Below are 26967 nucleotides of genomic sequence, written 5' to 3'. Positions count from 1 at the left end.
GCGTGGCTGCACGGCGTATCAGGCGCCCAGCGCTTCAGGCAGCAGGGCGTCGACGAAGGCTTCCGGATCGAACACGCGCAGGTCTTCCGGGCGCTCGCCGATGCCGGCAAAGCGGATCGGAATGCCGAACTCGCGGGCCAGGGCGAAAACCACGCCGCCCTTGGCGGTGCCGTCCAGCTTGGTCACCACCAGGCCGGTCACCTTCACCGCGGCATTGAACTGGCGCAGCTGCGAGAGTGCGTTCTGGCCGGTGGTGCCATCGATCACCATCAGCACTTCGTGCGGCGCGGTTTCGTCGATCTTGCCGAGCACGCGGCGGATCTTGCCCAGTTCGTTCATCAGGCCGGACTGGGTATGCAGGCGGCCGGCGGTATCGGCAATCAGCACCGAGGTGCCGCGGGCCTTGCCGGCCTGCAGTGCGTCGTAGGCCACCGAGGCGGCGTCGGCGTTCTGCCCCTGGGCGACCACGGCCACGCCGTTGCGCTCGCCCCAGGCCTGCAGCTGCGCCACGGCGGCGGCGCGGAAGGTATCGCCGGCGGCCAGCATCAGGCTGTGGCCTTCGTCCTTGAAGCGCTTGGCCAGCTTGCCGATGGTGGTGGTCTTGCCGACGCCGTTGACACCGACGGTGAGCACCACGAAGGGCTTGGCGTTGCGGTCGATCACCAGCGGCTTGGCCACCGGCTGCAGGATTGCGATCAGTTCGCTGCGCAGTGCGGCCAGCAGGGCGTTGGCATCGGCGAACTCGCGCGACTTCATGCGCTTGCGCAGGCCTTCGACCAGGTCGGTGGTGGCGCCCACGCCGACATCGGCGGTGATGAGTGCGGTTTCCAGCTCGTCCAGCAGATCGTCGTCGAGCTTGGGGTTGCGCGAGAACAGGCCGCCGAAGCTGCGTGCGATGACGCTGTTGCGCAGGCGCTCGCGCCAGCCGGGCTTGCCGGCCGGGGCCGGGGCGGTATCGACCAGCACCGGCAGGTCGGCGGCGGGTGCCGCCGCCTCCTCGGCCGGGATGACCGGCGCCAGCGGCGCGAGCACGGCCGCGGCGGCCAGGGCTTCGGCTTCGAAGTCTTCCGGGGCGATGACACGTTCCGGGGCCGGGGTTGCCGGCGCTGCAGCCGCGGGCTGCACCGGCGGGGGCGCCTGGGTGGTGGCGGCCGGTGCCGGCGCAGCGGGTTCAGCTGCCGGGGCGGTTACCGGGGCAACCGGCGCTTCCGGAGCGGGCTCGGCCGTCGGGAACGCGGCGGCCAGCTCTTCAGCCGAGTAGTGCTGGGTCTTGGGCGCTTCCGGTGCGGCGGCGTCCTGGGGCTTCTTGCGGCGGAAAAAACTGAGCATTGGCGAAAGGCGCTGAAATCAGGGGGATATGCTACCACTGGGGCCTGTGGGGCCGGCGTGGACTCAAGGTCGCGCCCGCGCGGCCGATAACCGGTCCGGAGGGCTGCGCAGGGTGGCCCGGGAGGTACCCCGATGAACAATGTGACTGCTGCGGCGCTCGGTGGCATGCGCGCAGCCCAACTGGGCGTGCAGGTGGCCGCGCACAACGTGGCCAACGTAGCGACCCCGGACGCCCAGCGGCTGCAGTTGCAGCGCAGCGCGGCGGAGAAGGGCGGCGTGGAGGCCACGGTGACCACCACCACGGCCGACCCGACCGCCCCGCTGGGCGACCTGCTGGCGGCCAAGGCCGAAGTAGTGGCGTTTGCCGCCAATGCCTCGGTGGTCCGCCGCCAGGACCAGATGCTGGGCGCACTGCTGGACCGGAAGGCCTGAGCCAGTCGCCCCTGGCGGTGCCGACCCTGGCCGGCACGCTGGACCCGCCTGGTAGGTGCCAACCTAGGTTGGCACTCATGGAGCAGTCGAGCATGGCTCGACTCTACAGAAGCGCGTCACCCAGGTTGGCCTCCACCGGGTCGGTCAGGCCGACAGTTCCAGCAGCAGCTTGTTCAGGCGCGCCACGTAGGCGCCCGGGTCCTTCAGGCTGTCACCGGCGGCCAGCGCGGCCTGGTCGAACAGCACCCGGCCCAGGTCGTCAAAGCGCGCACCATCGGCTTCCGCATCAAGCTTGGCGATCAGCGGGTGGCCCGGGTTGATCTCCAGCACCGGCTTGCTGTCGGGCACCTTCTGCCCGCTGGCTTCCAGGATCTGGCGCATCTGCAGGCCCAGGTCCTGTTCGCCGATGGCCAGCACCGCCGGTGAATCGGTCAGGCGGTGCGACACGCGCACTTCGGCCACGTCATCGCCCAGTACCGTCTTCAGGCGCTCAACCAGGCCCTGCTTGTCCTTGGCCGCCGCTTCCTGTTCCTGCTTGTCGGCCTCGCTTTCCAGCGCGCCCAGGTCCAGGTCGCCACGGGCGATGTCGACAAAGCCCTTGCCGTCGAAATCGGTCAGGTAGCCCATCAGCCACTCGTCGATGCGGTCGGTCAGCAGCAGCACTTCCACGCCCTTCTTGCGGAACACTTCCAGGTGCGGGCTGTTGCGCACCTGGCTGTAGCTCTCGCCGGTCAGGTAGTAGATCTTGTCCTGGCCCTCGGCCATGCGGCCAATGTAATCGGCCAGCGACACGGTCTGCGCATCGGCGTCGCCACGGGTGGAGGCGAAGCGCAGCAGGCCGGCCACCTTCTCGCGGTTGTTGTAATCCTCGGCCGGGCCTTCCTTCAGCACCTGGCCGAATTCCTTCCAGAACGTGGCGTACTGTTCCGGCTTGTCGGCGGCCAGCTTTTCCAGCATGTCCAGCGAGCGCTTGGTCAGCGCGGCCTTCATCGAATCGATGACCGGGCCGGACTGCAGGATCTCGCGCGAGACGTTCAGCGACAGATCGTTGGAATCGACCACGCCCTTGATGAAGCGCAGGTACAGCGGCAGGAACTGCTCGGCCTGGTCCATCACGAACACGCGCTGCACGTACAGCTTCAAGCCCTTGGGCGCATCGCGGTGGTACAGGTCGAACGGCGCGCGGCCGGGCACGTACAGCAGCGAGGTGTACTCCAGCTTGCCTTCAACCTTGTTGTGGCTCCAGGCCAGCGGGTCGCTGTGGTCGTGCGCCACGTGCTTGTAGAACTCGGTGTACTCGGCATCGCTGATCTCGGTGCGCGGGCGGGTCCACAGCGCGCTGGCGCGGTTGACGGTTTCCCATTCCAGCGCGGCGCCTTCTTCGCCTTCCTTTGGCATCTGGATCGGCAGGCCGATGTGGTCGGAGTACTTCTTGAGGATGCTGCGCAGGCGCCAGCCATCGGCGAAATCGTGCTCGCTGTCCTTCAGGTGCAGGACGATGCGGGTACCGCGCTCGGCCTTGTCGATGGTGGCGACGTCGAAATCGCCTTCGCCACGCGAGGTCCAGCGCACGCCCTCGGCGGCAGCCAGGCCGGCGCGGCGCGAGGTCACTTCCACTTCGTCGGCGACGATGAAGGCGCTGTAGAAGCCGACGCCGAACTGGCCGATCAGCTGCGAATCCTTCTTCTGGTCGCCGGACAGCTGGCGCAGGAAATCGCCGGTGCCGGATTTTGCAATCGTGCCCAGGTGGGCGATGGCTTCGGCGCGGCTCATGCCGATGCCGTTGTCTTCGATGGTGATGGTGTGGGCGGCGGCGTCGAAGCTGACGCGCACGCGCAGCGCGCTGTCGCCTTCCAGCAGGGCCGGCTGGGTCAGGGCTTCGAAGCGCAGCTTGTCGGCGGCGTCGGCGGCGTTGGAGACCAGCTCGCGGAGGAAGATTTCCTTGTTGGAGTACAGCGAGTGGATCATCAGCTGCAGCAGCTGCTTGACCTCGGTCTGGAAGCCAAGGGTTTCGGTCTGGTGGGTTTCGGTCATCGGTAGGGCTCCGTGTGCAATGCCGCGCCAGCGCGTGCGGCCTGGCCAAGTGGTATGGCTGATTGTCCCGAAATCAAGGGGTTGGTCTGGCAGGGCTGCGCCCTGCACCCGCACAATGCAACGGCAACGGCCGAAGCAACAGCAACAGCAACAGCGGGCTATCCGTGGGATGGCGGGACGGTGTGGGTTGGCAGGACACGCCGTAAACCCGTCCATGGGGGCTCGTAGGCGCCATCCATGGCGCCTGCGGTCCTGCCAACCCACACCGGCCCACCTCTGACAGGTTCACGCGGCTGTTGGTAGGTGTCGACCTTGGTCGACACATCTGTCAGATATCGATACATCAGATGGGGTCAGATCCGTTTTCCGTAGGAAAACGGATCTGACCCCAAGAGCCGTTCGACAGATCGCGGCCAACTGTCGAAGGCGGGGTGGGTCCGGTTGAGGGGGTGTGAGCGGCATGGATGCCGCGACCAAGCCCCCATGGTGAAGTGACCCCCTGGAGTTGGACACCTGATCCAACCCAGAGGGTTACATGAACAGATATGAGGTTCGTTTCAAATTGCAGGTGGCTAAAGAGGCCTGCAACACCTCCACATCGGTCAAGGCTGTTGCCCGCCGCCATGGCCTGGAGTTCTCCACGGTGAGGCGGTGGGCAGCGACCTACCGGCTGCATGGCCGACCGGGGTTTGACCGCAAACCGCGGTCCTACGATCTCCAGTTCAAACTTGCGGTCCTGGAGAAGATGAGCCAGGACGGAATGTCCGCGCGTGAGGCCACCACTTACTTCCAGATTGGCGATGCCGGCGCAGTGGGGCTGTGGCGGCGGCTGTATGCTAAGGGGGGTGCCCAAGCGTTGGCACCGCCACCATTACCGCCTCAAAAGCCGATGAAAAAGACCCGCTCGTCCAAGCCCGCCGAGGACATGAGCCGCGATGAGCTCCTCAAGGAAGTGGCCTACCTGCGTGCGGAGACCGCTTACCTAAAAAAACTCGATGCCTTGATCCGGGAAGAGCAGGCGGCGCGAGATGCAAAGCGCAAGCCGTCCAAGGATTGAGGCAGATCTACGCACTGCCGCTGTTGCTCGAGGCGGCCGAGCTCTCTCGCAGCACGTTCTATTACCAGATCAACGCCTTGGCCCATCCCGATGAGGGCGAGGCGGAGCTGCGTGAGCGCATCCGCGCGATCTACGACGAGAACCAAGGGCGCTACGGCTACCGTCGCATAACACTGGAGCTGGCCAATCAGGGCCAGGCCATCAACCACAAGCGGGTACAGCGGCTGATGGCCGAGCTGGGCCTGCAGTCGCGGGTACGCATCAAGCGCTATCGCGCGTTCAAGGGAGCGGCCAATGTCGTGGTTCCCAACGACCTGGGCCGCCAGTTTGAGGCTGAGATGCCCAATCGTAAGTGGGTGACCGATGTAACCGAGTTCAAGGTGCAGGGCATGAAGCTCTATCTTTCGCCGATCATGGACCTCTACAACGGCGAAATCGTGACTTACAAGATGAAGCGTCGACCAGTATTCGACCTGGTGGGTGAGATGCTGGATCAAGCGATCAAGAAGCTTTCGCCCGCAGATCGACCGATGATTCACTCGGACCAAGGCTGGCATTACCAGCACGAAAACTACCGCCACAAGCTCGCAACGCACTCGCTGAAACAGAGCATGTCCCGGCGTGGCAACTGCCTGGACAACGCGGCCATGGAGAGCTTCTTCGGGACGCTGAAGTCGGAATTCTTCTACCTGAACACCTTTGACAGCATCGAAAGTTTGGAAGCCGGGCTGGTGGAATACATCCGGTACTACAACGAAGACCGTATCCGACTGAAACTAAAGGGTCTGAGCCCGGTAAAGTACCGGGAACAGGCCGCGCTGGCCGCCTGATCCCCAACTGTCCAACTTTTGGGGGTCACTTCATGGACGGGTTTACGGCGTCCCCCTCAACCGGACCCACCCCGCCATCCCTCAGGAAACCAGCTGTTGCTGTTGCTTCGGTCGTTGCCGTGGCTTCTGCGGGTGCCGGCCGCGGGCCGGCCGAACTACAATCCCGCTCATGGTGAATTTCTCGAACAACCTCCGCCGGGGGCGCCGGTGAGCGGCCGCGGTGGCAACGACGGCCAGGTCCGCATCATCGGGGGGCGCTGGCGCAATACCCGCCTGCCGGTGCCGACCCTGCCGGGCCTGCGACCCAGCAGCGACCGGGTGCGCGAAACCCTGTTCAACTGGCTGATGCCCCGGCTGGGCGGGGCGCGGGTGCTGGACCTGTTCGCCGGCAGTGGCGCGCTGGGCCTGGAAGCGGTCTCGCGCGGTGCCGCCCACGCCACCCTGGTGGAACAGAACGCCCAGCTCGCGCGCAATCTCAGCGCTGCGGTGGCCAAGCTGCAGGCGGCGGACCAGCTCGCCGTGGTCCAGGCCGATGCCGTGCGCTGGCTGCAGGGTGCGCCGGCGCAGCAGGCCGATCTGGTCTTCATCGACCCGCCGTTCGCCGACGGGCTCTGGCAGGACGTGCTGGCCCAGCTGCCGCGGCACCTGGCCGCCGATGCCTGGCTGTACCTGGAATCCCCGGCCAGCCACGTGCCGGTGCTGCCGCCGGAATGGCTGCTGCACCGCGAAGGCGGTACCCGCGAGGTGCGCTTTGCCCTGTACCGCCGCGCCACTGCTACACTTTGACTTCATCTGAACATCTGCAACCGCCCATGACCGTGGCCAACCGCCGCATCGCCGTCTACCCCGGCACGTTCGACCCCATCACCAACGGTCATATCGACCTGGTGAGCCGGGCCGCGCCGTTGTTCGAAAAGGTCGTGGTGGGCGTGGCGCAGAGCCCGTCCAAGGGGCCGGCGCTGCCGTTGGAACAGCGCGTCCAGCTGGCGCGTGGCGCCCTGGGCCATCACGGCAACGTCGAAGTCATCGGTTTCGATACCCTGCTGGCCCATTTCGTACGTTCGGTCCAGGGCGGGGTGCTGCTGCGCGGCCTGCGCGCGGTGTCCGATTTCGAATACGAATTCCAGATGGCCAGCATGAACCGCCATCTGATTCCGGAAGTCGAGACCCTGTTCCTGACCCCGGCCGAGCAGCACAGCTTCATTTCGTCCTCGCTGGTCCGCGAGATCGCGCGCCTGGGTGGCGATGTGTCCGGCTTCGTGCCGGCCGCCGTGCTCGAGGCGCTGCGCAAGGTCCGCGAAGCGAAATCGGCGCAGTCGTAAATCCTGCCCCAGCGGCAGGGCCAGTAGTACCACGCACCCCCATTACGTAAACCACACGCACCATTCGGGAGGAAACCCATGAACACCACCATGCGCGCGATGCTGATCGCTTCGTTTGCCCTGGCCTTCACCGCCTGCAAGAAGGAAGAGGCCGCTCCGGTCGACGAAGCCAAGCAGGCCCTGGTCGCTCCGGCCAAGGACGACGATGCAGGCTGGAAGAAGTACCTGCAGGAAGTGGCGATCCAGAACATGGGCAACATCACCAACAGCCCGTTCCTGTACTACCTCTCGCCGGAATCGGATCCGGAGTTCCAGGCCAAGTACGAGCGCCAGACCGAGAGCGCGACCCAGGCCGTGGCCCGTGGCGTGCAGCCGGGCAACATGCTGGCCTTCGGTTCGTCGGCCTCGGGCAAGATGGCTGACATGATCCAGGCCGTGTTCAAGGACGTGTCGCCGGATTCGATGAAGGGCGTGCGCGTGGTCTTCATCGGCCAGTCCGCCGACAACGCCCGTGTGCAGGCTGCCGTGCAGCCGACCGGCGCCGAGTACATTTTCGTCGAAGCCAAGTAATACCGAGCCATGGCGGCCATGCTCCGGCATGGCCCCGGCGGCGCCAGCACACCGGCGCCGCTGATGACCTGACCGGCCCGCGCGCCCGCGTTGGCCGGTTTTTGTCCCAAGGCGCGGGCGAGGAGTATCGCCATGTCGCTGAAAATCAACGAGCTCTGCGTCAACTGCGACGTATGCGAGCCGGCCTGCCCGAACCAGGCCATTTCGATGGGTGAAACCATCTACGTGATCGACCCTGCGCGCTGCACCGAATGCGTGGGGCACTTCGACGAGCCACAGTGCGTGGTCGTCTGCCCGGTCGAATGCATCGACCCGGACCCGGAGATCGTGGAAACGGAAATCCAGCTGCTGGCCAAGCTGCGCCAGTTGCAGCACGATCATCCCGAACTCTATGCGGAGCCCCCATCCGAATGAAGACGCTGATCGTCCGCCCCTTGCTGCTGCTCGGCCTGGTGCTGAGCCCGCTGGCCTGGGCCGAAACCACCGCACGTGCCGAACGCCCCGACGGCGCGGCGATTGCCAGCGGCCATGCGCTGGCCACCCAGGCGGGCATCGACATCCTGGCGCAGGGCGGCAACGCCTTCGACGCCGCAGTGGCCGTATCGTCCACCCTGGCTGTGGTCGAGCCGATCAGCTCGGGCCTGGGCGGTGGCGGCTTCTTCCTGCTGCATGACGCCGCCACCGGCAAGGATGTGATGCTGGACGCGCGCGAAACCGCGCCGGCCGCCGCCACCCCGCAGGCCTTCCTGGACAAGCAGGGCAACCTGGACCGCGACCGTTCGGTGAACGGCCCGTGGTCGGCCGGCATTCCCGGCCTGCCGGCCGCGCTGGTGGAACTGTCGGCCAAGCACGGCAAGCTGCCGTTGTCGGCCTCGCTGCAGCCGGCCATCCGCATTGCCCGCGAGGGTTTCCCGGTCTATGACCGCATGGCCAAGGGCTATGCCTCGCGCCGTGAGGTGATGGAACGCTTCCCGGGCACCCGTGAGGTCTACCTGCGCAATGGCAAGCCGATCGCCACCGGTGATCTGTTCAAGCAGCCGGAGCTGGCGCAGACCCTGGAGCGCCTGGCCGCGGGCGGTCGTGATGGCTTCTACAAGGGCCAGACCGGCAAGCTGCTGCTGGAAGGCGTGAAGCAGGCCGGTGGCAAGTGGACGGCCGAGGAGCTGGCCGGCTACCAGGTGAAGCTGCGCGAACCGATCGTGTTCGACTACAACGGCTGGAAGATCACCACCGCGCCGCCGCCGTCGTCCGGCGGCATTGCCCTGGCCAGCATGCTGCAGATCCTGGAAGGCTGGGACATCAAGCAGATGGACCCGGCGCACCGTACCCACCTGGTGGTGGAGTCGATGCGCCGTGCCTACCGCGACCGCACCTTCTTCCTGGGCGATCCGGACTTCGTGCAGATCCCGCAGAAGGTGCTGACCAGCAAGGATTACGCGCAGGGCCTGCGGGCCACGATCCACCCGGAAAAGGCCACCCCCAGCGACCTGCTGTCGGGCAACCCGACCCCGCTGGAGGATGACGAGACCACCCATTTCTCGATCATCGACCGCGACGGCAACCGCGTGGGCGCCACCCAGACCGTCAACCTGCTGTACGGCTCGGGGCTGATTCCCAAGGGCACCGGCGTGCTGCTGAACAACGAGATGGACGACTTCGCGCTGAAGCCGGGCACGCCCAACGCCTTCGGCGTGATGGGCTATGCGGCCAACGCGCCGAAGCCGGGCAAGCGCATGCTCAGCTCGATGACGCCCACCTTCATGGAAAACGCCGACAAGGTGGTGGTGCTGGGCACGCCGGGCGGCAGCCGCATCATCACCATGGTGCTGCTGGGCATCCTGGGCTACGACGCCGGGCTGGACGCGCAGCAGGTCGCGGCGCTGCCGCGTTACCACCACCAGTGGCTGCCGGACCTGATCGAAGCCGAAAGCGATGCGTTCGACGCCGATACGGTGAAGCAGCTGCAGGCCATGGGCCACAAGATCGACCTGCCGGGTGATGTCGCCGCCGGCGGCCGCGGCTCCAGCCACGTCTGGGGCAACCTGCAGACCGTGGAATGGGACCGCAAGGCCAACAAGCTGTATGGCGGCAGCGACCCGCGCAACCCGGTGGGCAGCGCCCAGGTCGTACCGGCACGCTGACCCGGTAGTGCCGGCCGCCGGCCGGCAACCCGGTGAATCACCAATACCCCAGGACCCCGCCAGCCGGCGGGGTCCTGCATTTTGTGGCTAGCGATTATTTAACGAGGCGCCCTCGATAATCGCCACATGAAACTATGGTCGATTCGTGGAAACTCGCAGCGCCTGGATGGCGGGGCGATGTTCGGCAACGCGCCGCGTGCGTTGTGGGAAAAATGGGCGGCACCGGATGAGCTCAACCGTATCGAGCTGGCCTGCCGTGCACTGCTGGCCAGCCCGCTGGATGGCAAGACCGTGCTGTTTGAAACCGGTATCGGCGCCTTCTTCGATCCGCGCATGCGCGATCGCTACGGCGTGCAGGAAAGCCAGCACGTCTTGATCGATTCGCTGCGTGAAGCGGGTTTCGAGCACGAAGACATCGACGTGGTGGTGCTCAGCCATCTGCATTTCGATCACGCCGGTGGCCTGCTGGCGGCGTGGCGCGAAGGGCGCGAGCCGGAACTGCTGTTCCCCAATGCCACCTTCGTGGTGGGTGCGGAACATTGGCAGCGCGCCCTGCAGCCGCATCCGCGTGACCGCGCCAGTTTCATTCCGGAACTGCCGGGCCTGCTGCAGGCCAGCGGTCGCCTGGAAGTGGTCGAGGGCGAGTACTCGCAGGTGCTGGGCCGCAGCGTGCGCTTCAGTTACAGCGATGGGCATACGCCAGGTCTGATGCTGGCTGAGATTGTCGGCCACGCGCATGCGGGTGAAGGTGCGCACGGTGGCGTGGTGTTCTGCGCGGACCTGATTCCCGGCCGGTCGTGGGTGCATGTGCCGATCACGATGGGCTACGACCGCAATGCCGAACTGCTGATCGACGAGAAGCGGCAGTTCCTGGAAGACAAGCTGGCGCGCAACGTGCATCTGTTCTTCACCCATGACCCGCAGGTGGCGCTGGCGCAGCTGGGGCGGGATGACAAGGGGCGTTTCGTGACCCTGCATGAGCAGGGGGAGCTGAAGGCGCGGGCGTTGGGGTGAGGGGTGTTGTCGGCAGGGCTTGCAGCCCTGCACCTGCGGTAGTGCCGGCCGCTGGCCGGCAACCTCAACGTCAAAAGCAAGAGCGGCATTCCGTGGGATGGCGGGGCGGTGTGGCCATGCAGGACACGCCGTGAACCCGTCCTTGGGGGCTCGTAGGCGCCATCCATGGCGCCTGCGGTCCTGCATGACCACACCGCCCCGCCTCTGACAGATGGCTGCGATCTGTCGGGGGGCGGATCCTGTTGCTGCGCAACGGGCTGTGACCCCATCTGATTGAACTGGACGAGCGGTGTTACGAGGCCTTGAGGCAGCTGCTCATGAAGGTTTTGCGGGCGTCGCCTGCGAGTTTCTTCGTTGCGGCATCGGCATTGCACTGCTTCATGCGTTCCTGCGGGGTGGTGGCCTTGGTTTCGGTGGTGTGGCCGCTCAGGCAGGCGCTCTGGGCGGTCTTGTAGGCGTCACCCTTCAGCCCTTTGTTCTTGGCCGAGCAGTCGGCCATGCGCTGCTGTTGCGGGGTGGCGGCGGTGGCGGCCAGGGGCAGGCCGATCAGCAGGGCGGCGGCCAGCAGGAACGAGGCTTTCATGGCATCTCCAAGGCGCGGTGGCAGGTGCGCGGAGCATTCGCCTACCGGTCGAAAGGCGACGTGAAGTTCGCGAACCGCCGTTCTGCTTGCGCTCGCCATGGGATCGGCGTATCGGTTGCGCGCAGACCTTTCACCCAGGAGCAGGCGCATGGCTGTCGACGCCCGTGGTATCCCCGAAACCGATCTGGTCATCCAGCGGGTGCTGGAGGCGCCGCGTGCGGCGGTGTGGCGTGCGTGGACCGAGCCCGATCTGCTGCGCCAATGGTGGTGTCCGCGGCCGTGGACCACCGAGGTGCGTGCGTTCGAATTGCGCCCGGGTGGGGCGTTCCACACGTTCATGCAGGGCCCGGAGGGCGGCACCAGCGATAACCCGGGTTGCTTCGTCGAGATCGTGCCGCAGCAGCGCCTGGTGTTCACCTCGATGCTGGGGGGCGGCTGGCGGCCGCAGACCCCGTGGCTGGGTTTCACCGCCGTCATCAGCCTGGCCGACGAAGGGCAGGGCTGCCGGTACACCGCGCAGGTCATGCACCCGGACAAGACAGTCCGTGACCAACACGAGCAGATGGGTTTTTTCGATGGCTGGAACATGGCCATCGACCAGCTGCAGGCGCTGGCGGCCGGGCTGTAAATATTGGGGTCGGAGCCCTTTCTGCGAAAGGGATCCGACCCCGGGGTCAGATCCCTTTGCGCAGGCAAAGGGCTCTGACCCTTCAACCGGATCACACCACGCGGGTACCGAAAATGCGGTCGCCGGCGTCGCCCAGGCCCGGCAGGATGTAGCCCTTCTCGTTCAGCTGGGCATCGATGGCCGCGGTGTAGATCTCCACGTCCGGGTGCACTGCCTTGACCGCGTCGATGCCCTCCGGTGCGGCAACCAGGAAGATGCCCTTGATGCGGCGCGCGCCGGCACGCTTGAGCATGTCGATGGTGGCGATCAGGGTGCCGCCGGTGGCCAGCATCGGGTCCAGGATCAGCGCGTCGCGCTCTTCCAGGCGGCCGGTCAGGCGCTCGAAGTAGGGCACCGGCTGCAGGGTTTCCTCATCGCGCTGCAGGCCGACCACGCTCACGCGGGCGGCCGGAATCAGCGACAGCACGCCGCTGAGCATGCCCAGCCCGGCGCGCAGGATCGGCACCACGGTGATCTTGGCGCCGGCAATGCGTTGCACGGTCACCGGGCCGGCCCAGCCGGGCAGGGTATGCGGTTCGGTCTCCAGGTCGGCGGTGGCCTCGTAGGCCAGCAGGGTGCCCAGCTCGTTGGCCAGTTCGCGGAAATCCTTGGTGCTGAGCGCAGCGTTGCGCATCAGGCCGATCTTGTGCTGCACCAGCGGGTGGCGCACTTCGACGATCTTCATGGTCGGGAAGGGGGTAGAGAGAGAGGCCACCATTTTGCCGGATCGGCGCACCGAAGCCCAAACCGTCCGGGTTGCAGCCGGGCCGATCCTGCCGACAGGTGTCACGGCCATGCAACGTTGCGGACATACCGTGCAGACCCATTCTTCACAGGTATGGGGCTCCACCGTGCACATCAAGACTCCGCTGGCCATGGCCATCACCGTGACCCTGGCGCTGGGGGCCGCAGCACCGCTGCAGGCCGCCGGCCAGCAGGCCCTGGCCACCACTGGCGCGGTTGCCGCCGATGCGGTCGACCTGGACCGCATCGAAGTGCGCGCCCAGCTTGAATCGCAGATCCGTGCGGTGGACCTCAAGCGCAGCAGCGATGCCATCGAAGACGCGGTGTCCTCCGACGCCCTGGGCCAGTACCCGGACAAGAACGTGGCCGAGTCGCTGCAGCGCCTGCCCGGCATCAGCGTCACCCGCGACCAGGGCGAAGGCCGATTCGTGGTCATCCGTGGCCTGGATGCCAACCTCAACAGCGTCAGCATCGATGGCATCGCCGTGGGTACCCCGGAAGATTCCAGCCGTGCGGCCCCGCTGGACGTCATTCCGTCGGACTCGACCGAGCGCCTGCGCGTGGTCAAGTCACCCACCCCGGACATGCCCGGCGACGCCATCGGTGGCGCGGTGCTGGTCGAGTCCGCCTCGGCCTTCGACCGCGACGGCCGCAGCCTGCGCGGCAAGATCGAAGCCAGCCACCAGCAGCTGTCCGGCGAGACCAGCCCGAAAGCCTCGTTCAACTACAGCGAAGTGTTCGCCGATACCTTCGGCGTGGCGCTGGGCGTGAACTACCAGAACCGCAAGTTCGAATCGGACAACACCGAAGTGGAGTACGACGGCGAAAATGATGCCGCCCCGGGCGATGTCACCGCCATCAACCTGCAGCACCGCAAGTACGAGATCGAGCGCAAGCGCATAGGCGCCAACCTCAACCTCGACTGGCGCCCGAACGAAGACAGCAAGTACTACCTGCGCACGCTGTACAGCCAGTTCGACGATGCCGAGACCCGCCAGCGTGTGATCTTCAACTTCGACGATGCCGACATGGTGGCCACCGGTACCGACCAGTACCGACTGGATGACATGCCGGGCGATGCGATCGACAAGCGCATGCGCTACCGCACCAAGAAGGAAAACACCTTCGCCGCCAGCCTGGGCGGCGAGAACAAGCTGACCAACGCCGTGGTCGATTACAGGATCGGCTACACCCGCACCCAAGAGCGGGTGAACGATGAAATGGAAGCGCGCTTCAAGCTGGATGGCGACGATTTCAATGGCACGCTGGACCAGCGCAGCCGCCTGCCGAAGTACAGCTTCGACAACCCGCAGTGGCTGGACAACGGCAACTACGCCTTTGACCGCTTCGTGCTCTCGCCCAAGCAGGTCAACGACAAGGAGCACAGCGCACAGGTGAACGTGCGCTTCGACGGTGACAGCAGCAGCCTCAAGTTCGGCCTGCTGGGCCGCTGGCGCGACCGCGACGTGAATGTCGACGAGCGCGAACTGCGCGTCGGCCCGAAGGTCGCCCTGTCGAGCTGGACCACCGGCTCGCCCGACCACCGCCACGGCAACATGGGCGATGGCATGGACTCGGATGCGATGCGCGCCTACTGGGCGGCCAACGGTGGTCAGTACAGCGCCCGTCCGCAGGATGTCGGCGGCAACGCCATGACCTCGCTGGAAGAAGACTACACCGCCAGCGAGGACATCTTCGCCAGCTACGCCATGGGCACCTGGGACATCGGTGCGCTGCGCATCATCGGCGGCGTGCGCGTGGAAAACACCCGCTTCCAGGCCATCGGCAACCAGGTGGACGTGGCCTCCAACGGGCGCAGCTTCACGGTTACCCCGCGCGTGGCCAACAGCAGCTACACCAACGTGCTGCCGGGCCTGCACCTGCGCTACGACGCGGCCGACGACTGGGTGCTTCGCGCCTCGGCCAACAAGACGGTCTCGCGCCCGTCCTTCGGTGATATCTCCCCGCGCGTGGGGTACAGCCGCGGTGACGAGGAAGTGCGCCTGGGCAACCCGGAACTGGCTCCGTACGAATCGAAGAACATCGACCTGTCGGTGGAGAAGTACATCGGCAGCACCGGCATCGTCTCGCTGGGCCTGTTCCACAAGTCCATCGATGGCTACATCGTCGAAACCGTGCGCACCAATGATCCGGCCTACGGCGGCTTCGACGTGACCCAGCCGATCAACGGCCGCAAGGCCACCGTGCGCGGTGCCGAACTGAACTGGCAGCAGCAGCTGTCGTTCCTGCCGGGCGCGCTGGACGGCCTGCTGGTCGGTGCCAGCGGCACCTGGCTGGATACCGAGTTCGACGCCGGCATCGAAGACCGCGCCGGTGAGGACTTCATGCTGCCGCGTGCCTCCAAGCACGTGTACAGCGCGCATATCGGCTATGAAAAGTACGGCCTGAGCACGCGCCTGGCGGCGGTGTACCGCAGCGAGTACCTGGACAGCATCGGCAAGGGGCGCGCGTTCGACATCTACGTGGCGCCCAACACCCAGCTGGACTTCTCGCTGGACTACAAGTTCACCCCGCGCATCAGCATGTATTTCGAAGCGCAGAACCTGCTGGACAAGCCGCTGGAGCTGTACCAGGGCACCCGCTCGCGCACCCTGCAGCTGGAAGAATACGGCCGCACCTACGCCGTCGGCCTGAAGGTGGCCTTGTGATGGTGCGTGGCATGACCCTGCTGGCAGCCGCGATGGCCGCCTGCCTGGCCGCCGGCTGCACGCCGGCGGGTGCGCCGGCCGATGCCGGTTCCGCTGCGAAGGCGCCGGCCGAAACCGCCCGTTCGGTGACGACCATCGCCGAGGCGTTCCTGACCCCGATGACGCCGGACGACAACATCGATTCGCCGGCGGCGTGGCAGGCACCGGACGGCAAGACCTGGTTGATCGCCACCGCCAAGGCCACCGACAAGCTGGTGGTGTATGACGGCAGCAACGGACAGCACCTGCGCGATGTCGGCACCGCCGGCACTGCGCTGGGCCAGTTCGATCGCCCCAACGGCATTTCGATCACCGACGACCTGCTGTGGATCGTCGAGCGTGACAACCATCGTGTGCAGGTGTTCTCGCTGCCTGATTTCACCCCGCTGGCGGTCTTCGGTGCCGACGATCTGCGCAAGCCCTATGGCCTGTGGGTGGACCGCCGCGCCGATGGGTACAGCGTCTACGTCACCGACTCCTGGGACAACGGCGAGGATGCGCAGGGCAAGGACATCCTGCCGCCGCTGGCAGAGCTGGACAAGCGCGTGCGCCAGTACCACGTGACCCGTGACGGCAGCAAGGTCGAGGCGACCCTGGCGGCCAGCATCGGTGACACCAGCGAAGCCGGTGCACTGCGCGTGGTCGAGTCGATCTGGGGCGACCCGGCCAACGATCGCCTGCTGATTGCCGAAGAAGACGAAACCTACGCCAGCGAGTTCAAGGTCTACACGCTGGCCGGCCGTTTCACCGGCACCACGTTCGGCCGTGATGTGTTCAAGGCACAGGCCGAAGGCGTGATGCTGCGCACCTGCGGCAAGGATGGCTGGTGGATCACCACCGAGCAGGGCAAGCAGCGCAGCGTGTTCCATCTGTTCGACCGCCATACGCTGAAGCCGGTCGGTGCCTTCCAGGGGAACACGGTTGCCAACACCGATGGCATCTGGATGATGCAGCAGCCCAGCCCGCGCTTCCCGCACGGCGCGCTGTATGCGGTACATGACGACCAGGGCGTGGTGGCCTTTGACTGGGAGGCGATTGCCAAGCAGTTGTCGCTGCCGCTGGAGTGTGGCGCATGAGCCGTCGTTGCATGAATGCACTGGCGCTGGGCCTGCTGCTGGCGGTGCCCGCACTGGGCTTCGCGGCCGCCGAGCCGAATACGCAGGTGCCGGTGGGCAGCCAGCACTACGCCGCGACCCCCGTGCCCGACCGCATCGTCGCCTCGCCGTCGGCCGACCCCAGCCGCGGTTTTGCCGTGGCCTGGCGCACCGATGGCAGCGTGCAGGCGCCGCTGCTCGAGATTGCCCTGGCCGGTGATTCCCCGGCCATCGAGGGCATCCGCCAGGTGCGTGCGAAGACCCAGGTGCTGCAGACCGAGAACGGCCTGTCGCACCACCATCGCGCTGATGTCGACGGCCTGCAGCCCGACACCCTGTACGTCTACCGCGTGCAGGGCAATGGCAGCTGGAGTGCCTGGAACCAGCTGCGCACGCTGGGCAAGGCCGGTGAACCGCTCACCCTGCTGTACTTCGGCGATACCCAGAACAAGAACCTCAGCCACGTCAGCCGGGTGGTGCGCGCCGCGCAGAAGACCGCGCCCGAGGCGCGCATGAGCCTGTTCGCCGGTGACCTGGTCAGCGGTGGTGACGGTGCCGATGACAGCGAGTGGGGCGAGTGGTTCGCCGCCACCAGCTGGCTGGCGCAGGAAACGCTGGTGGCCCCGGCCATCGGTAACCACGAGTACTTCGAGGAGTTCGAGGACACCCCGCAGGAACGCCGTGTGCTGGGCAAGCACTGGCCGGTCACCTTCGCGTTGCCGGGCAACGGTGCAGCGGCGGCCGCCAGCAGCACTTACTGGTTCGACGTGCAGGACGTGCGCGTGGCGGTGCTGGACGGCACCTCCGCACTCGATCTGGATACGGCCAAGGCGCAGGCGCAGTGGCTGGACAGGGTGCTTACCGGCAACCCGCACCCGTGGACCATCGTGCTGCTGCACCAGCCGTTCTACTCGCCGCGCGAGGGCCGCGAGAACACGGCGCTGCGTGAAGTGCTGCTGCCGGTGGTACGCCGGCACAACGTCGACCTGGTGCTGCAGGGCCACGACCATACCTACGGTCGCCGTGGCGAAGGAGAGGCGGCAACCCCGCAGTACGTGGTGACCGTGGCCGGGCCGAAGCAGTACCGCCTGTCCGATGAAGCACGCCGGACGATGGAGCCGGTGGCCGAGGATACCCAGCTGTTCCAGGTGCTGAAGATCGACCCGCAGCACCTGCGCTATGAAGCGCGCACGGTCACCGGCCGCTTGTACGATGCCTTCGAGCTGCGCCGTGATGCCGCTGGCGGCAAGCAGCGGGTGGAGCTGCGTGCGGGCCGCATCGCCCCGCGTGACTGCCCGCGCGAACAGACGGCCAAGGGCCGTGCCGACCGTTGCTGGGAATGAGGAGCTGACCATGACGACCCCCCGTCGCATCGTTCCGCTCGCCGCCCTGGGCGCGGCGCTGTTGCTGCTGGCCGGCGCGGTGACCGCCGCCGACACGGTGCTGCACCCGTTCCTGGCTGCGCAGCCGAAGCAGGCCCCGGCCGAGGTGAACCTGACCGTGGAAATCCCGGCCGGCAGCTTCACCAAGTACGAGATCAAGGAAGACGGCCTGGTGCACGTGGACCGCTTCCAGTCGATGCCGGTGGCCTATCCGGCCAACTACGGCTCGATGCCGCGCACCCTGGCTGGTGACAACGACCCGCTGGACGCGCTGGTGCTGACCCGCGAACCGCTGCATCCGGGCGTGATCGTGCGCTTCCGCCCGATCGGCTACCTGAAGATGATCGATGGCGGCGAGCACGACGAGAAGGTCATCGGCGTCCCTACCGACAAGGTCGACCCGACCTACGCCAACATCCGCGACCTGTCCGATCTGCCCGAGATCGAACGGCAGCGCATCGAAGCGTTCTTCCGGGTCTACAAGGACCTGCCGGCCGGTCGCAATCCGGTGCAGCTCAATGGCTGGGGCAATGCCGCCGAAGCCCGTGCGCTGATCAGTGAGGCGATGAAGCGCTTCGAGAAGTAGATCCACGCCATGCGTGGATTCAGCCCAGCAACGTCTCGATGAACGACTCGGCCTGCAGGCGGTCGCCCAGTACCCGGGCCACCGCCTGCACGGCGGCTTCCTGGTGTTCGGAGCGGATGCCGCCGTCGTCGTCATCGTTGTAGAGATCATCGCCGGCATCGAGGTACACCGTGCCGGCAGCCGCCAGTGCGGTCATCAGGGTCGGCACGTCGGCAGCGATCTCGCCGGCGTCCAGCAGGCCGGCGCCGTGGTGGCTGAACAATACACGGCCGTCCTCCAGGTGGAGGATGAACGGGTCAGCGCCGCGATCGGCAATCACCAGCCAGTTGGGTGGCCAGTTGTCGATGGGCTCGCCGCTGATGCCGTTCCAGCGATAGCCGGCCTGGTGGCGCCACAGGCGCTGCAGCGGGGGTATCCAGACTTCGAGCCCGGGAATGGTGATGCCCGTACGGCCGACCTTGGCATTGATCTCGCGCCCCAGCGGCCCGACCTGCGCGTAGAAGCGGGCCAGCACCGGCGGCAGCGGGAGGGGACCGTCCCAGTCACGGTCATCCTGGGCCTGCACCTGGCCGAAGCGGGCGAAGGCAGCGTGCAGTTCATCCATGGCATCGGTGTTCCGGTAGCGGGCCTGGCAGCCTAGCAGACGCGTTCCGCGTGCAATGCCTTCACCGCTGCTGGCTATGATGTGCGCCATCCAGAACGAAGGCGATGCACGTGTCGGTAGCGTTGGTGTGGTTCCGCCGCGATCTGCGGCTGCAGGACAATCCGGCCCTGCAGGCCGCGCTTGACGCCGGCCACGACGTGGTGCTGGTGTACATCCATGCGCCGCAGGAAGAGGGCGAGTGGACACCGGGCGCGGCATCGGATGCCTGGCGCCACCGTTCGTTGGCTGCGCTGGATGCCGATCTGCGTGCACGCGGTTCGGCCCTGGTGCTGCGCACGGGCGAAAGCCTGACCACGCTGCAGGCGCTGATCGAGGACACCGGTGCCGAGGCCGTGTTCTGGAACCGCAAGTATGAGCCGGCCACCCAGCCGCGGGATGCCACCATCAAGCGCACCCTGCGCGAGCAGGGCATCGATGCGCAGAGCTGCAACGGCAGCCTGCTGTTCGAACCGTGGGACATCGCGACCCAGCAGGGGCAGCCATACAAGGTGTTCACCCCGTACTGGCGCAACGTGCTCAGCCACTGGCGGCTGCCCGCGCTGCAGGCCGCGCCGAAGCAGCTGCCGGCGCCTGCGGTCGACAGCCTCGCGCTGGATGACCTCCAGCTGGCGCCGACGCTGGACTGGGACACCGGCTTCTGGGAGCACTGGCAGCCCGGCGAGGCCGGAGCGCTGGAGGCGTTGTCGGTGTTCGAGGATGGCGCCCTGCGTGGCTATCGCGAGCAGCGCGACCTGCCTGATCGCGTGGGTACCTCGCGGATGTCACCGCACCTGCATTTCGGTGAGATCGCACCGTGGCGCATTGCGCATGCGCTGGAAGGGCTGCGCAGCGCCGGCACCGACGCCGACATCGATGGCTACCTGCGCCAGCTTGGCTGGCGGGACTTCGCCTACCACCTGCTGCATCACTTCCCGAAGACCCCCAACGAGAACCTCAACCCGCGCTTCGATCGTTTTCCGTGGGCCAATCCCAGCGACGCACAACTGCACGACTGGCAGCGCGGCAACACCGGCGTGCCCATCGTCGATGCCGGTCTGCGCGAGCTGTGGCACACCGGCTACATGCACAACCGGGTGCGGATGATCGTCGCAAGCTACCTGTGCAAGCACCTGCGCGCGCACTGGCTGCATGGTGCGCGCTGGTTCTGGGACACGCTGGTCGATGCCGATCTGGCCAACAACACCATGGGCTGGCAGTGGGTGGCCGGTACTGGGGCCGATGCGGCGCCGTATTTCCGGGTGTTCAATCCGGTCACCCAGGCCGAGAAGTTCGATCCGCAGGCGCGCTACATCACCCGCTGGGTGCCGGAGCTGGCGGTGCTGCCGGTGAAGGCGCGCTTTGCACCCTGGCAGCACCCGGTGCTGCTGGCCGAGAAGGCGCCGGGCTATCCGCGCACGCCGCTGGTGGATCTGGCCGCAGGCCGTGATGCCGCCTTGGCCGCCTACCGGAGCACCGGAAGCGAGTAAAGCGCGTTGATGAAGGCCGGGTCAGAAAGCTGAATGCAGTACGTCCGGCCTTCACATCCATCATCCCGGCATCGCGCCGGGCTGTATATCCTCCGGATCGTTCGCACGCCGCACCGGCCGGCATCCAAGGAGACCACCCATGATCCGCAACACCACCCGCAACGTCGCACTGGCCCTGATGACTGCCGCCGCGCTTACGGCGTGCGCCACTGGCGGCTCCTATGTGCAGAGTGACCAGTACGGCAACCCGACCGAACAGCAGAACCGCACCGGTCGCGGTGCCCTGATCGGCACCGCAGTGGGCGTGGCCGCCGGCCTGCTGACCGGTAACAGTGCCACCGAACGCCGCCAGCACGCGCTGATCGGCGCCGGCATCGGCGCGCTCAGCGGCGCGGCCATCGGCAACTACCAGGACCGCCAGGAGCGCGCACTGCGTGAGCGCACCGCCAACACCGGCATCGACGTGCAGCGCCAGGGCGACAACATCACCCTTAACCTGCCCGACGGCATCACCTTCGATTTCGGCAAGTCGGCGCTGAAGCCGCAGTTCTACGGTTCGCTCAATGGTGTTGCCAGCACCTTGAACGAGTACAACCAGACCATGATCGAAGTGGTTGGCCACACCGACAGCATCGGCAGCGATGCGGTGAACAACCGTCTGTCGAAGGAACGTGCCGACTCGGTGGCCCAGTACCTGGTGGGCCAGGGCGTGCAGCAGGTGCGTATCGAGACCCTGGGTGCCGGCAAGGCGTACCCGATTGCCGACAACAGCACCGATGCTGGTCGTGCGAAGAACCGCCGTGTTGAAATCCGCGTGATTCCGCTGAAGCAATAACGCGCAGCGTTGTGGTTCCGGCGAAGCCGGAACAAAAATGCCGCCTTTGCAGGCGGCATTTTTTGTAGGTGCCGAGCCTTGCTCGGCACGCCGTGGAAGCTGCCGCCGCTTGACCGCATGCTTTCCCGCCTTTTGTAGAGTCGAGCCATGCTCGACTCCGTAAAAGCAGTCGAGCACGGCTCGACTCTACAAAAGCGCAAGAAGCAGTCGAGCATGGCTCGACTCTACAAATGCGCAAAAGCAGGTCAGCCTGCCGCCGTCGGCCTCACCACGATCTCGTTCACGTCCACATCGGCCGGCTGCTCGATTGCAAACCGCACCGCGCGGCCGATCGCTTCGGGCTGCAGCGCGATCGCGCGGTACTGCACCATCGCTTCTGCGGCAATCGGGTCGGTGATGGTGTTGGCCAGCTCGCTTTCCACCACGCCCGGATGGATGCAGGTCACGCGCAGGTCGCGGTGTTCCTGACGCAGGCCCTCGGAGATCGCACGTACCGCATATTTGGTCGCGCAGTACACCGCCGCGGTTGGCACCACCGACAGCGCTCCGATCGATGCGATGTTGATGATCTGGCCCTGGCCGCGTGCCTGCATGTGTGGCAGCACGGCAGCGATGCCGTGCAATACGCCGCGGATGTTGACGTCGATCATGCGGTCCCACTCGTCCACTTTCAGCGAGGCCATGGGCGAAAGTGGCATGACACCGGCATTGTTGATGATCACATCGATGCTGCCGAATTCGGCCAGCGCTGCGGCCGCGAACGCGTCGGCCTGGGCCCGCTGGGTCACGTCAAGCGCCTGCACCAGCACCTGCGCGCCTTGCTCGCGCAGTTCGTTGGCCAGTGCCTGCAGGCGGTCCACGCGGCGCGCGCCGAGCACCAGGCGTGCGCCCGGCTGGGCCAGTGTGCGGGCAATGCCGGCGCCGATGCCGCTGGACGCGCCGGTGATGAGGATGGTTCGGGAAAGGCTCATATCGATCTCTCTCAAGGGGAGGGGGCAGGCCGGGTCGTGCCCGGTGCAGCCACGGTAGATCTCCCGCGTTGTCGCGATAAGATGCCTAATTCAGATCGGCTTGTTCAGGGGTGCTAACCAATGGCCGTGGACCTCAATGCCCTGACCGTGTTCCAGCGGGTGGCGGCATGCCGCAGCTTCACCGGCGCGGCCGAGCAGCTGGGCGTGACCCGTTCGGCGGTCAGCCAGACCGTCGCCAAGCTGGAACAGTCGCTGGGCATCGCGCTGGTGCTGCGAACGACCCGCAGCGTGAACCTCACCGATGCCGGGCAGGCGCTGCTTACGTCGATCACGCCGGCGTTGACCGACCTCGGCGCCGCGCTGGACGCCACCCAGCACCGCCAGGGCGCGGTGTCCGGGCAGCTGCGCCTTGCCGTGTCCTCCATTGCCGAGACCTTCCTGGCCGGGCCACTGCTGGCCAGCTTCGCGGCCCGGTACCCGGCCCTGCAGGTGGATATCACGGTCAGTGATGAGGAGTTCGATATCGTCAACGCGGGCTTCGATGCCGGCGTGCGGTTGGGCGAGGTGATCGCCCAGGACATGGTGGCGGTACCTGTATCGGGCCGGCAGCGGCAGCTGGTGGTGTGCTCACCGGCGTACCGCGATCAGCATCCGTTGCCGGTGCATCCGCGTGAGCTGGGCGGGCATCGCTGCATCGGCTGGCGCAGCGCGCCGGGCAAGGCGCCGTATCGCTGGGAATTCGAGGAACGCGGCCGCGAGTTCAGCGTGGACGTGCAGCCGGAGATCACCAGCAACGACATGGGCGTGATGGCACGTCTGGCGCTCGCGGGTGCGGGCATCGCCATCGGCATGGAAGAGACGTGGCGGCCGTGGCTGCAGCGCGGTGAGCTGGTGTCACTGCTGGAGCCGTATTGCCCGCGTTTCGCGGGCTTTTTCCTGTACTACCCGAGCCGCCGCCAGGCCGAGCCCAAGCTGCGCGCGCTGGTCGAGCACGTGTTGGATTGACCGGCGACGTTACCTCGTAGATCCACGCCATGCGTGGATGCGTCGATCATGCCGCAGAGGTCACCTTTTCCAGGATCCGCTTGCCGCTGATTTCCAGCGCGGCGTCTTCCTGCTCCTGCTGCTGCCGCGCCAGCTTGGCGGCCGGGCACTGCGCCAGCATGTAGTTGGCATCGAAGTTGAGCTTCTCCACCAGGAAATCGACGAAGGCACGCACCTTCGGCGACACCAGGCGGCCACCGGCGAACACTGCGTTGAAATCCACTTCCGGGCCGGTCCAGCCGGCCAGCACGCGGCGCACCATGCCCGATTCGACGAAGGGCTTGGCCATCACGTCGCCGGTCAGCAGCAGGCCTTCGCCACACACCAGTGCGCCGTTCAACGCCGACATGTCGTTGGCGGTCATCAGCGGCGTCACCGGGAAATCGCGCAGCTCGCCACCGTTCTCGCCCAGCTGCCAGGTGAAGCGCGGCGAATTGCCGGTGTGGTATGGCTTGCGCATGGCCAGGATGCGGTGGAACTGCAGCTCTTCCGGGTGCAGCGGCTCGCCGTAGCGTTCGATGTAGGCCGGGCTGGCAAACACCTGCGTGCGCAGGCTGCCCAGCTTGCGCGCGACCAGGTTGGAATCGGGCAGGGCACCCACGCGCAGGGCAAGATCGGCTTCGCCTGCGATCAGGTCCAGCTTCTCGTTGCCCAGGTGCATGTCCAGGCGGATTTCCGGGTACTGCGCGTGGAACTGGCCCAGCAGCGGTGCGATCCAGGTGATGCCGATGGCGTAGGGCACGGTGAAACGCAGCCAGCCGCGTGGGCCGGACTGCAGCTGGCTGACCGCACTCTCGGCCTCTTCCAGTTCGCGCGCGATGCGCTGGCAGTGCTCGTGATAGATCGAACCGGCTTCGGTCAGCCCGAGGCGTCGCGTGGTCCGGTGCAGCAGGCGCGCGCCCAGGCGCGTTTCCAGCTCCTGCACTTTGCGGCTGACCGTGGTCTTGGGCAGGCCGAGCGATTTGGCAGCGGCAATGAAGCTGCCTTGCTCGACCACCTTGACGAAGATCAGCGTCTCGTTGAGATCGTGGGACATGGTCGGGATCCTGGACGGCGGGGATGGGACAATCGTGACAGATCGATTGGACCGGGTGCGGGATGATTATTCCCCTTAATCCGGACTAATCAAGTAAAGGTTTGAGGTCTATCGTGGCGCCATTCGTGAAATGGAGCTCGTCCCCCATGAGCCTGCGCAACATTCTTGCCCACTTCCGGCGTGCCGGCCAGAACGCTCTGGACCTGGCCATGACCGTCGAAGCCCGCCCCAGTTCCTTGGTACACAAGGATTTCCGGGAGTTCACCGCACCCATGCGTAGCCAGCGGGGCGGTACGGTGCGTCTGGCACCCCAGCGAGCCGACCGACTGCGCCGAATTGGGACTATCCCGGATTTGGGAGGAAATGTCCCGTGAATGGGATTCTGACGCCCGAAGTCCTGGTTCTCGGCGGCACCGGTGCCGTGGGCCAGGGCGTGGTCGGTGCCCTGCTGGAGGCCGGCAGCCCGGTCCTGGTGGTAGGGCGCGACCCGGGCCGACTGTCGGCGCTGCATGAGCAGTTCGCCGATGAGCCGGGCCTGCAGACGATGCTGGGCTCGCTCAGTGACGACGGCTCGGCGAAGGTGCTGGCCGAACGCGTGGCGCAGCGTCCGCGCCCGCTGGCCGCGGTGGTCGCGGCGATGGGCGGTCCGTACAACCGCGGCCGTGTCATCGACCGCAGCGGTGACGCGCTGCTGGGTGCCATGCAGGCCGATCTGATGCCGCACGCCCACGCGGTGCGCCATCTGCTGCCGCTGCTGCAGGACAACCCGCATGCCCGCCGCTACGTGATGATCGGCAGTCCGGCCGGCGCCAAGCCCTGGGCCGGCTACGGCGAAACCTCGATCACCACCGCCGCGCTGCGCATGTATGCGCAGGTGGTTCACCAGGAAGCGCAGGCGCTGGGCGTGCGTGCGCAGATGCTGGAAGTGTGCAGCCCCGTGTGCACCCCGGCCAACGCGGCCAATGCCTGCATCGAGTGGCCCAGCTCGCTGCTGGTGGGGCGCCGCGTGGTGTCCCTGCTGGATGGGTGCCGCGACAACCGCGCCATCGTGCGCTGCGACAGCAGCGATGCGGAACTGCCGCGCGGGCTGTTGAACCTGGACCTGCCGCCGCTGTGGCGTGACACCGCAGGCGTTGCTTGACCTCAACCATCGTTGAGGTCGCAGGCTACGCCGCCGATTTACCGATCTTCGATTCCTACGCTGTACCACCCCTTCCGTACGGATGCATGCCATGACTTCCCCCAACACCACCCCATACCGTTTCCGCCATCGCCTGGCGATGGCCGGCGTGTCGATCCTCGCAGCCGCGGTGCTGGCCGCCTGCAGTGGCGGCCACGCCGAAGAGGCCGGCGCACCGCCGCCGCCGCAGGTCAGTGCCGCCCCGGTGCTGGTCAAGCCCATCAGCCAGTGGGACGAGTTCAGCGGCCGCGTCGAGGCCGTGCAGAGCGTCGAACTGCGCCCGCGCGTGTCCGGCTACATCGACAAGGTCAACTATGTGGAAGGCGAAGAAGTGAAGAAGGGCGCTGTCCTGTTCACCATCGACGCCCGCAGCTACCAGGCCGAGTACGATCGCGCCGCCGCCGAACTGGCCCGCGCCCGCACCCAGGCCAGCCTGGCCCGCAGCGAGTCCGAGCGTGCCAAGCGCCTGTCCGAACAGCAGGCCATTTCCACCGAGACCGCCGAGCAGCGTCGCGCCGCCGCCGACCAGTCCGGTGCTGCGGTGCAGGCCGCACAGGCCGCACTGGATGCCGCACGCCTGAACCTGGAATTCACCAAGGTGCGTGCCCCCATCGATGGCCGTGCCGGCCGCGCGATGGTCACCGCCGGCAACCTGGTCACCGCCGGTGACAGCGCCAGCGTGCTGACCACGCTGGTTTCGCTGGACACGGTGTTCGTGTACTTCGATGCCGATGAAAGCACCTTCCTGCGCTATGCGCAGATGGCGCGCAAGGGCGAGCGCCCCAGCGAGCGTGACAGCGAACTGCCGGTGAAGGTCGGCCTGTCCGGTGAAGAGGGCTACCCGCACACCGGCAAGGTCGACTTCCTCGACAACCAGGTGGCCCGCAGCACCGGCACCATCCGCGTCCGCGCGCTGCTGGACAACGCCGACCGCCAGTTCACCCCGGGCCTGTTCGCCCGCGTGCAGCTGCTCGGCAGCGGCCAGTTCCAGGCCATGCTGATCGATGACAGGGCCGTGCTGACCGACCAGGACCGCAAGTACGTGTACGTGGTCGACAAGGATGGCAAGGCCCAGCGCCGCGACATCCAGCTCGGCCGCACCGCCGAAGGCCTGCGCATCGTCGAACACGGCCTGGCCGCCGGTGACAAGGTCATCATCGACGGCGTGCAGAAGGTCTTCATGCCGGGCATGCCGGTGCAGGCCAAGGCGGTGGCGATGCAGCCCTCGCCGGCACCTGCGCCGGGCCGCGATGCCACCGCTGCCCTGAACCGCTGATC

The 26967-nt window shown here is 66.7% G+C and carries 26 protein-coding genes; 19 read left to right on the top strand and 7 right to left on the bottom strand.

Annotation, left to right across the window (positions count from 1 at the left end; all coding sequences use genetic code 11):
* Window positions 1-18 precede the first annotated feature (18 nt).
* The gene (gene ftsY / locus ACM2ZB_RS06475) at window positions 19-1329 is read right to left on the bottom strand and encodes a signal recognition particle-docking protein FtsY (protein WP_416057902.1); all 1311 of its coding nucleotides are present in this window, start codon (window positions 1327-1329) and stop codon (window positions 19-21) included.
* 132 nt (window positions 1330-1461) lie between these two features.
* Between ftsY and ACM2ZB_RS06470 the strand changes: the two genes are divergently transcribed.
* Window positions 1462-1761, top strand: coding sequence for a hypothetical protein (locus ACM2ZB_RS06470; RefSeq protein WP_416057901.1), 300 nt, complete (start codon window positions 1462-1464; stop codon window positions 1759-1761).
* Window positions 1762-1905: 144 nt separating this feature from the next.
* On the opposite strand, the gene htpG is transcribed toward ACM2ZB_RS06470, so the two are convergent.
* Window positions 1906-3795, bottom strand: a complete 1890-nt coding sequence (gene htpG / locus ACM2ZB_RS06465; protein ID WP_416057900.1) for a molecular chaperone HtpG — start codon at window positions 3793-3795, stop codon at window positions 1906-1908.
* A gap of 535 nt (window positions 3796-4330) precedes the next feature.
* Between htpG and ACM2ZB_RS06460 the strand changes: the two genes are divergently transcribed.
* The 7 genes from ACM2ZB_RS06460 (at window position 4331) to ACM2ZB_RS06430 (ending at window position 10729) form a co-directional block, all read left to right on the top strand.
* A protein-coding gene (locus ACM2ZB_RS06460) for an IS3 family transposase (protein ID WP_416056775.1) occupies window positions 4331-5682 on the top strand; the annotation gives its coding sequence in 2 pieces (ribosomal slippage) (window positions 4331-4778 and window positions 4778-5682; 1353 coding nt in all).
* 207 nt (window positions 5683-5889) lie between these two features.
* Window positions 5890-6468, top strand: coding sequence for a 16S rRNA (guanine(966)-N(2))-methyltransferase RsmD (rsmD, locus tag ACM2ZB_RS06455; protein ID WP_416057899.1), 579 nt, complete (start codon window positions 5890-5892; stop codon window positions 6466-6468).
* A 26-nt stretch (window positions 6469-6494) separates the two neighbouring features.
* Entirely contained in the window at window positions 6495-7004 is a 510-nt protein-coding gene (gene coaD / locus ACM2ZB_RS06450) for a pantetheine-phosphate adenylyltransferase (protein WP_006433094.1), read from the top strand.
* Window positions 7005-7082: 78 nt separating this feature from the next.
* The gene (locus ACM2ZB_RS06445; RefSeq protein ID WP_313439434.1) at window positions 7083-7574 is read left to right on the top strand and encodes a hypothetical protein; all 492 of its coding nucleotides are present in this window, start codon (window positions 7083-7085) and stop codon (window positions 7572-7574) included.
* Window positions 7575-7706: 132 nt separating this feature from the next.
* Complete coding sequence (locus ACM2ZB_RS06440) at window positions 7707-7988, top strand: YfhL family 4Fe-4S dicluster ferredoxin (protein ID WP_108764802.1); 282 nt, start codon at window positions 7707-7709, stop codon at window positions 7986-7988.
* A complete protein-coding gene (gene ggt, locus ACM2ZB_RS06435) occupies window positions 7985-9715 on the top strand; it encodes a gamma-glutamyltransferase (protein ID WP_416057898.1) in 1731 nt (576 codons plus the stop codon). The genes ACM2ZB_RS06440 and ggt overlap by 4 nt, the downstream gene beginning before the upstream one ends.
* Window positions 9716-9841: 126 nt before the next feature.
* A complete protein-coding gene (locus tag ACM2ZB_RS06430) occupies window positions 9842-10729 on the top strand; it encodes an MBL fold metallo-hydrolase (protein ID WP_416057897.1) in 888 nt (295 codons plus the stop codon).
* 292 nt (window positions 10730-11021) lie between these two features.
* Here the strand turns inward: ACM2ZB_RS06430 and ACM2ZB_RS06425 are convergent, their stop codons facing one another.
* Window positions 11022-11312, bottom strand: coding sequence for a PsiF family protein (locus ACM2ZB_RS06425; RefSeq protein ID WP_416057896.1), 291 nt, complete (start codon window positions 11310-11312; stop codon window positions 11022-11024).
* Window positions 11313-11460: 148 nt separating this feature from the next.
* Between ACM2ZB_RS06425 and ACM2ZB_RS06420 the strand changes: the two genes are divergently transcribed.
* The gene (locus ACM2ZB_RS06420) at window positions 11461-11940 is read left to right on the top strand and encodes an SRPBCC family protein (RefSeq protein ID WP_416057895.1); all 480 of its coding nucleotides are present in this window, start codon (window positions 11461-11463) and stop codon (window positions 11938-11940) included.
* A 91-nt stretch (window positions 11941-12031) separates the two neighbouring features.
* Here ACM2ZB_RS06420 and upp read toward each other — a convergent pair whose 3' ends face one another.
* Entirely contained in the window at window positions 12032-12664 is a 633-nt protein-coding gene (upp, locus tag ACM2ZB_RS06415; RefSeq protein ID WP_313439450.1) for a uracil phosphoribosyltransferase, read from the bottom strand.
* 190 nt (window positions 12665-12854) lie between these two features.
* Here upp and ACM2ZB_RS06410 point away from each other — a divergent pair, with 190 nt between their 5' ends.
* The 4 genes from ACM2ZB_RS06410 to ACM2ZB_RS06395 are packed head-to-tail and all read left to right on the top strand — an operon-like array spanning window position 12855 to window position 18493.
* A complete protein-coding gene (locus tag ACM2ZB_RS06410) occupies window positions 12855-15392 on the top strand; it encodes a TonB-dependent receptor (RefSeq protein WP_416058517.1) in 2538 nt (845 codons plus the stop codon).
* Entirely contained in the window at window positions 15392-16507 is a 1116-nt protein-coding gene (locus ACM2ZB_RS06405) for a phytase (protein WP_416057894.1), read from the top strand. The genes ACM2ZB_RS06410 and ACM2ZB_RS06405 overlap by 1 nt, the downstream gene beginning before the upstream one ends.
* 11 nt (window positions 16508-16518) lie before the next feature.
* Window positions 16519-17868, top strand: coding sequence for a metallophosphoesterase (locus ACM2ZB_RS06400; RefSeq protein WP_416058516.1), 1350 nt, complete (start codon window positions 16519-16521; stop codon window positions 17866-17868).
* A 10-nt stretch (window positions 17869-17878) separates the two neighbouring features.
* Window positions 17879-18493 carry an inorganic diphosphatase gene (locus tag ACM2ZB_RS06395; RefSeq protein ID WP_416057893.1) on the top strand — a complete coding sequence of 205 codons (615 nt, stop codon included), beginning with the start codon at window positions 17879-17881 and terminating at the stop codon, window positions 18491-18493.
* 19 nt (window positions 18494-18512) lie between these two features.
* Here the strand turns inward: ACM2ZB_RS06395 and ACM2ZB_RS06390 are convergent, their stop codons facing one another.
* Window positions 18513-19097, bottom strand: coding sequence for a hypothetical protein (locus tag ACM2ZB_RS06390; RefSeq protein WP_416057892.1), 585 nt, complete (start codon window positions 19095-19097; stop codon window positions 18513-18515).
* Between the two features lie 110 nt (window positions 19098-19207).
* Between ACM2ZB_RS06390 and ACM2ZB_RS06385 the strand changes: the two genes are divergently transcribed.
* Together ACM2ZB_RS06385 and ACM2ZB_RS06380 are read left to right on the top strand one after the other, a co-directional pair.
* On the top strand, window positions 19208-20623 hold the full coding sequence (locus tag ACM2ZB_RS06385) for a cryptochrome/photolyase family protein (protein WP_416057891.1): 1416 nt from the start codon (window positions 19208-19210) through the stop codon (window positions 20621-20623).
* A 139-nt stretch (window positions 20624-20762) separates the two neighbouring features.
* Window positions 20763-21458, top strand: coding sequence for an OmpA family protein (locus ACM2ZB_RS06380; protein ID WP_313439467.1), 696 nt, complete (start codon window positions 20763-20765; stop codon window positions 21456-21458).
* Between the two features lie 245 nt (window positions 21459-21703).
* Here ACM2ZB_RS06380 and ACM2ZB_RS06375 read toward each other — a convergent pair whose 3' ends face one another.
* Window positions 21704-22429: an SDR family oxidoreductase gene (locus ACM2ZB_RS06375; protein WP_416057890.1), complete on the bottom strand. Its 726-nt coding sequence runs from the start codon at window positions 22427-22429 to the stop codon at window positions 21704-21706.
* Window positions 22430-22549: 120 nt separating this feature from the next.
* On the opposite strand from ACM2ZB_RS06375, the gene ACM2ZB_RS06370 reads away from it, so the two are divergent.
* Window positions 22550-23434, top strand: coding sequence for a LysR family transcriptional regulator (locus ACM2ZB_RS06370; RefSeq protein WP_416057889.1), 885 nt, complete (start codon window positions 22550-22552; stop codon window positions 23432-23434).
* A 46-nt stretch (window positions 23435-23480) separates the two neighbouring features.
* Here ACM2ZB_RS06370 and ACM2ZB_RS06365 read toward each other — a convergent pair whose 3' ends face one another.
* Window positions 23481-24509, bottom strand: coding sequence for a LysR family transcriptional regulator (locus ACM2ZB_RS06365; protein WP_313439475.1), 1029 nt, complete (start codon window positions 24507-24509; stop codon window positions 23481-23483).
* Window positions 24510-24655: 146 nt separating this feature from the next.
* Between ACM2ZB_RS06365 and ACM2ZB_RS06360 the strand changes: the two genes are divergently transcribed.
* The 3 genes from ACM2ZB_RS06360 to ACM2ZB_RS06350 all read left to right on the top strand — a co-directional run bounded on the left by ACM2ZB_RS06360 (window position 24656) and on the right by ACM2ZB_RS06350 (window position 26965).
* Window positions 24656-24883 carry a hypothetical protein gene (locus tag ACM2ZB_RS06360; protein WP_313439478.1) on the top strand — a complete coding sequence of 76 codons (228 nt, stop codon included), beginning with the start codon at window positions 24656-24658 and terminating at the stop codon, window positions 24881-24883.
* Window positions 24880-25650, top strand: coding sequence for an SDR family NAD(P)-dependent oxidoreductase (locus ACM2ZB_RS06355; protein ID WP_416057888.1), 771 nt, complete (start codon window positions 24880-24882; stop codon window positions 25648-25650). The genes ACM2ZB_RS06360 and ACM2ZB_RS06355 overlap by 4 nt, the downstream gene beginning before the upstream one ends.
* 91 nt (window positions 25651-25741) lie before the next feature.
* Window positions 25742-26965 carry an efflux RND transporter periplasmic adaptor subunit gene (locus ACM2ZB_RS06350; protein WP_416057887.1) on the top strand — a complete coding sequence of 408 codons (1224 nt, stop codon included), beginning with the start codon at window positions 25742-25744 and terminating at the stop codon, window positions 26963-26965.
* The last annotated feature ends 2 nt before the right edge of the window (window positions 26966-26967 follow it).

It is taken from the genome of Stenotrophomonas maltophilia (assembly GCF_047782825.1).
Lineage (GTDB): Bacteria > Pseudomonadota > Gammaproteobacteria > Xanthomonadales > Xanthomonadaceae > Stenotrophomonas.
This window is presented reverse-complemented; position numbering and strand designations above follow the sequence as displayed.

What these genes read in the sequence shown, in the direction of transcription:
- ftsY (WP_416057902.1), bottom strand. Translation starts at nt 1,329, where the DNA reads ATGCTCAGTTTTTTCCGCCGCAAGAAGCCCCAGGACGCCGCCGCACCG.
- ACM2ZB_RS06470 (WP_416057901.1), top strand. Translation starts at nt 1,462, where the DNA reads ATGAACAATGTGACTGCTGCGGCGCTCGGTGGCATGCGCGCAGCCCAA.
- htpG (WP_416057900.1), bottom strand. Translation starts at nt 3,795, where the DNA reads ATGACCGAAACCCACCAGACCGAAACCCTTGGCTTCCAGACCGAGGTC.
- coaD (WP_006433094.1), top strand. Translation starts at nt 6,495, where the DNA reads ATGACCGTGGCCAACCGCCGCATCGCCGTCTACCCCGGCACGTTCGAC.
- ACM2ZB_RS06445 (WP_313439434.1), top strand. Translation starts at nt 7,083, where the DNA reads ATGAACACCACCATGCGCGCGATGCTGATCGCTTCGTTTGCCCTGGCC.
- ACM2ZB_RS06440 (WP_108764802.1), top strand. Translation starts at nt 7,707, where the DNA reads ATGTCGCTGAAAATCAACGAGCTCTGCGTCAACTGCGACGTATGCGAG.
- ggt (WP_416057898.1), top strand. Translation starts at nt 7,985, where the DNA reads ATGAAGACGCTGATCGTCCGCCCCTTGCTGCTGCTCGGCCTGGTGCTG.
- ACM2ZB_RS06430 (WP_416057897.1), top strand. Translation starts at nt 9,842, where the DNA reads ATGAAACTATGGTCGATTCGTGGAAACTCGCAGCGCCTGGATGGCGGG.
- ACM2ZB_RS06425 (WP_416057896.1), bottom strand. Translation starts at nt 11,312, where the DNA reads ATGAAAGCCTCGTTCCTGCTGGCCGCCGCCCTGCTGATCGGCCTGCCC.
- ACM2ZB_RS06420 (WP_416057895.1), top strand. Translation starts at nt 11,461, where the DNA reads ATGGCTGTCGACGCCCGTGGTATCCCCGAAACCGATCTGGTCATCCAG.
- upp (WP_313439450.1), bottom strand. Translation starts at nt 12,664, where the DNA reads ATGAAGATCGTCGAAGTGCGCCACCCGCTGGTGCAGCACAAGATCGGC.
- ACM2ZB_RS06410 (WP_416058517.1), top strand. Translation starts at nt 12,855, where the DNA reads ATGGCCATCACCGTGACCCTGGCGCTGGGGGCCGCAGCACCGCTGCAG.
- ACM2ZB_RS06405 (WP_416057894.1), top strand. Translation starts at nt 15,392, where the DNA reads ATGGTGCGTGGCATGACCCTGCTGGCAGCCGCGATGGCCGCCTGCCTG.
- ACM2ZB_RS06400 (WP_416058516.1), top strand. Translation starts at nt 16,519, where the DNA reads ATGAATGCACTGGCGCTGGGCCTGCTGCTGGCGGTGCCCGCACTGGGC.
- ACM2ZB_RS06395 (WP_416057893.1), top strand. Translation starts at nt 17,879, where the DNA reads ATGACGACCCCCCGTCGCATCGTTCCGCTCGCCGCCCTGGGCGCGGCG.
- ACM2ZB_RS06390 (WP_416057892.1), bottom strand. Translation starts at nt 19,097, where the DNA reads ATGGATGAACTGCACGCTGCCTTCGCCCGCTTCGGCCAGGTGCAGGCC.
- ACM2ZB_RS06380 (WP_313439467.1), top strand. Translation starts at nt 20,763, where the DNA reads ATGATCCGCAACACCACCCGCAACGTCGCACTGGCCCTGATGACTGCC.
- ACM2ZB_RS06375 (WP_416057890.1), bottom strand. Translation starts at nt 22,429, where the DNA reads ATGAGCCTTTCCCGAACCATCCTCATCACCGGCGCGTCCAGCGGCATC.
- ACM2ZB_RS06370 (WP_416057889.1), top strand. Translation starts at nt 22,550, where the DNA reads ATGGCCGTGGACCTCAATGCCCTGACCGTGTTCCAGCGGGTGGCGGCA.
- ACM2ZB_RS06365 (WP_313439475.1), bottom strand. Translation starts at nt 24,509, where the DNA reads ATGTCCCACGATCTCAACGAGACGCTGATCTTCGTCAAGGTGGTCGAG.
- ACM2ZB_RS06360 (WP_313439478.1), top strand. Translation starts at nt 24,656, where the DNA reads ATGAGCCTGCGCAACATTCTTGCCCACTTCCGGCGTGCCGGCCAGAAC.
- ACM2ZB_RS06350 (WP_416057887.1), top strand. Translation starts at nt 25,742, where the DNA reads ATGACTTCCCCCAACACCACCCCATACCGTTTCCGCCATCGCCTGGCG.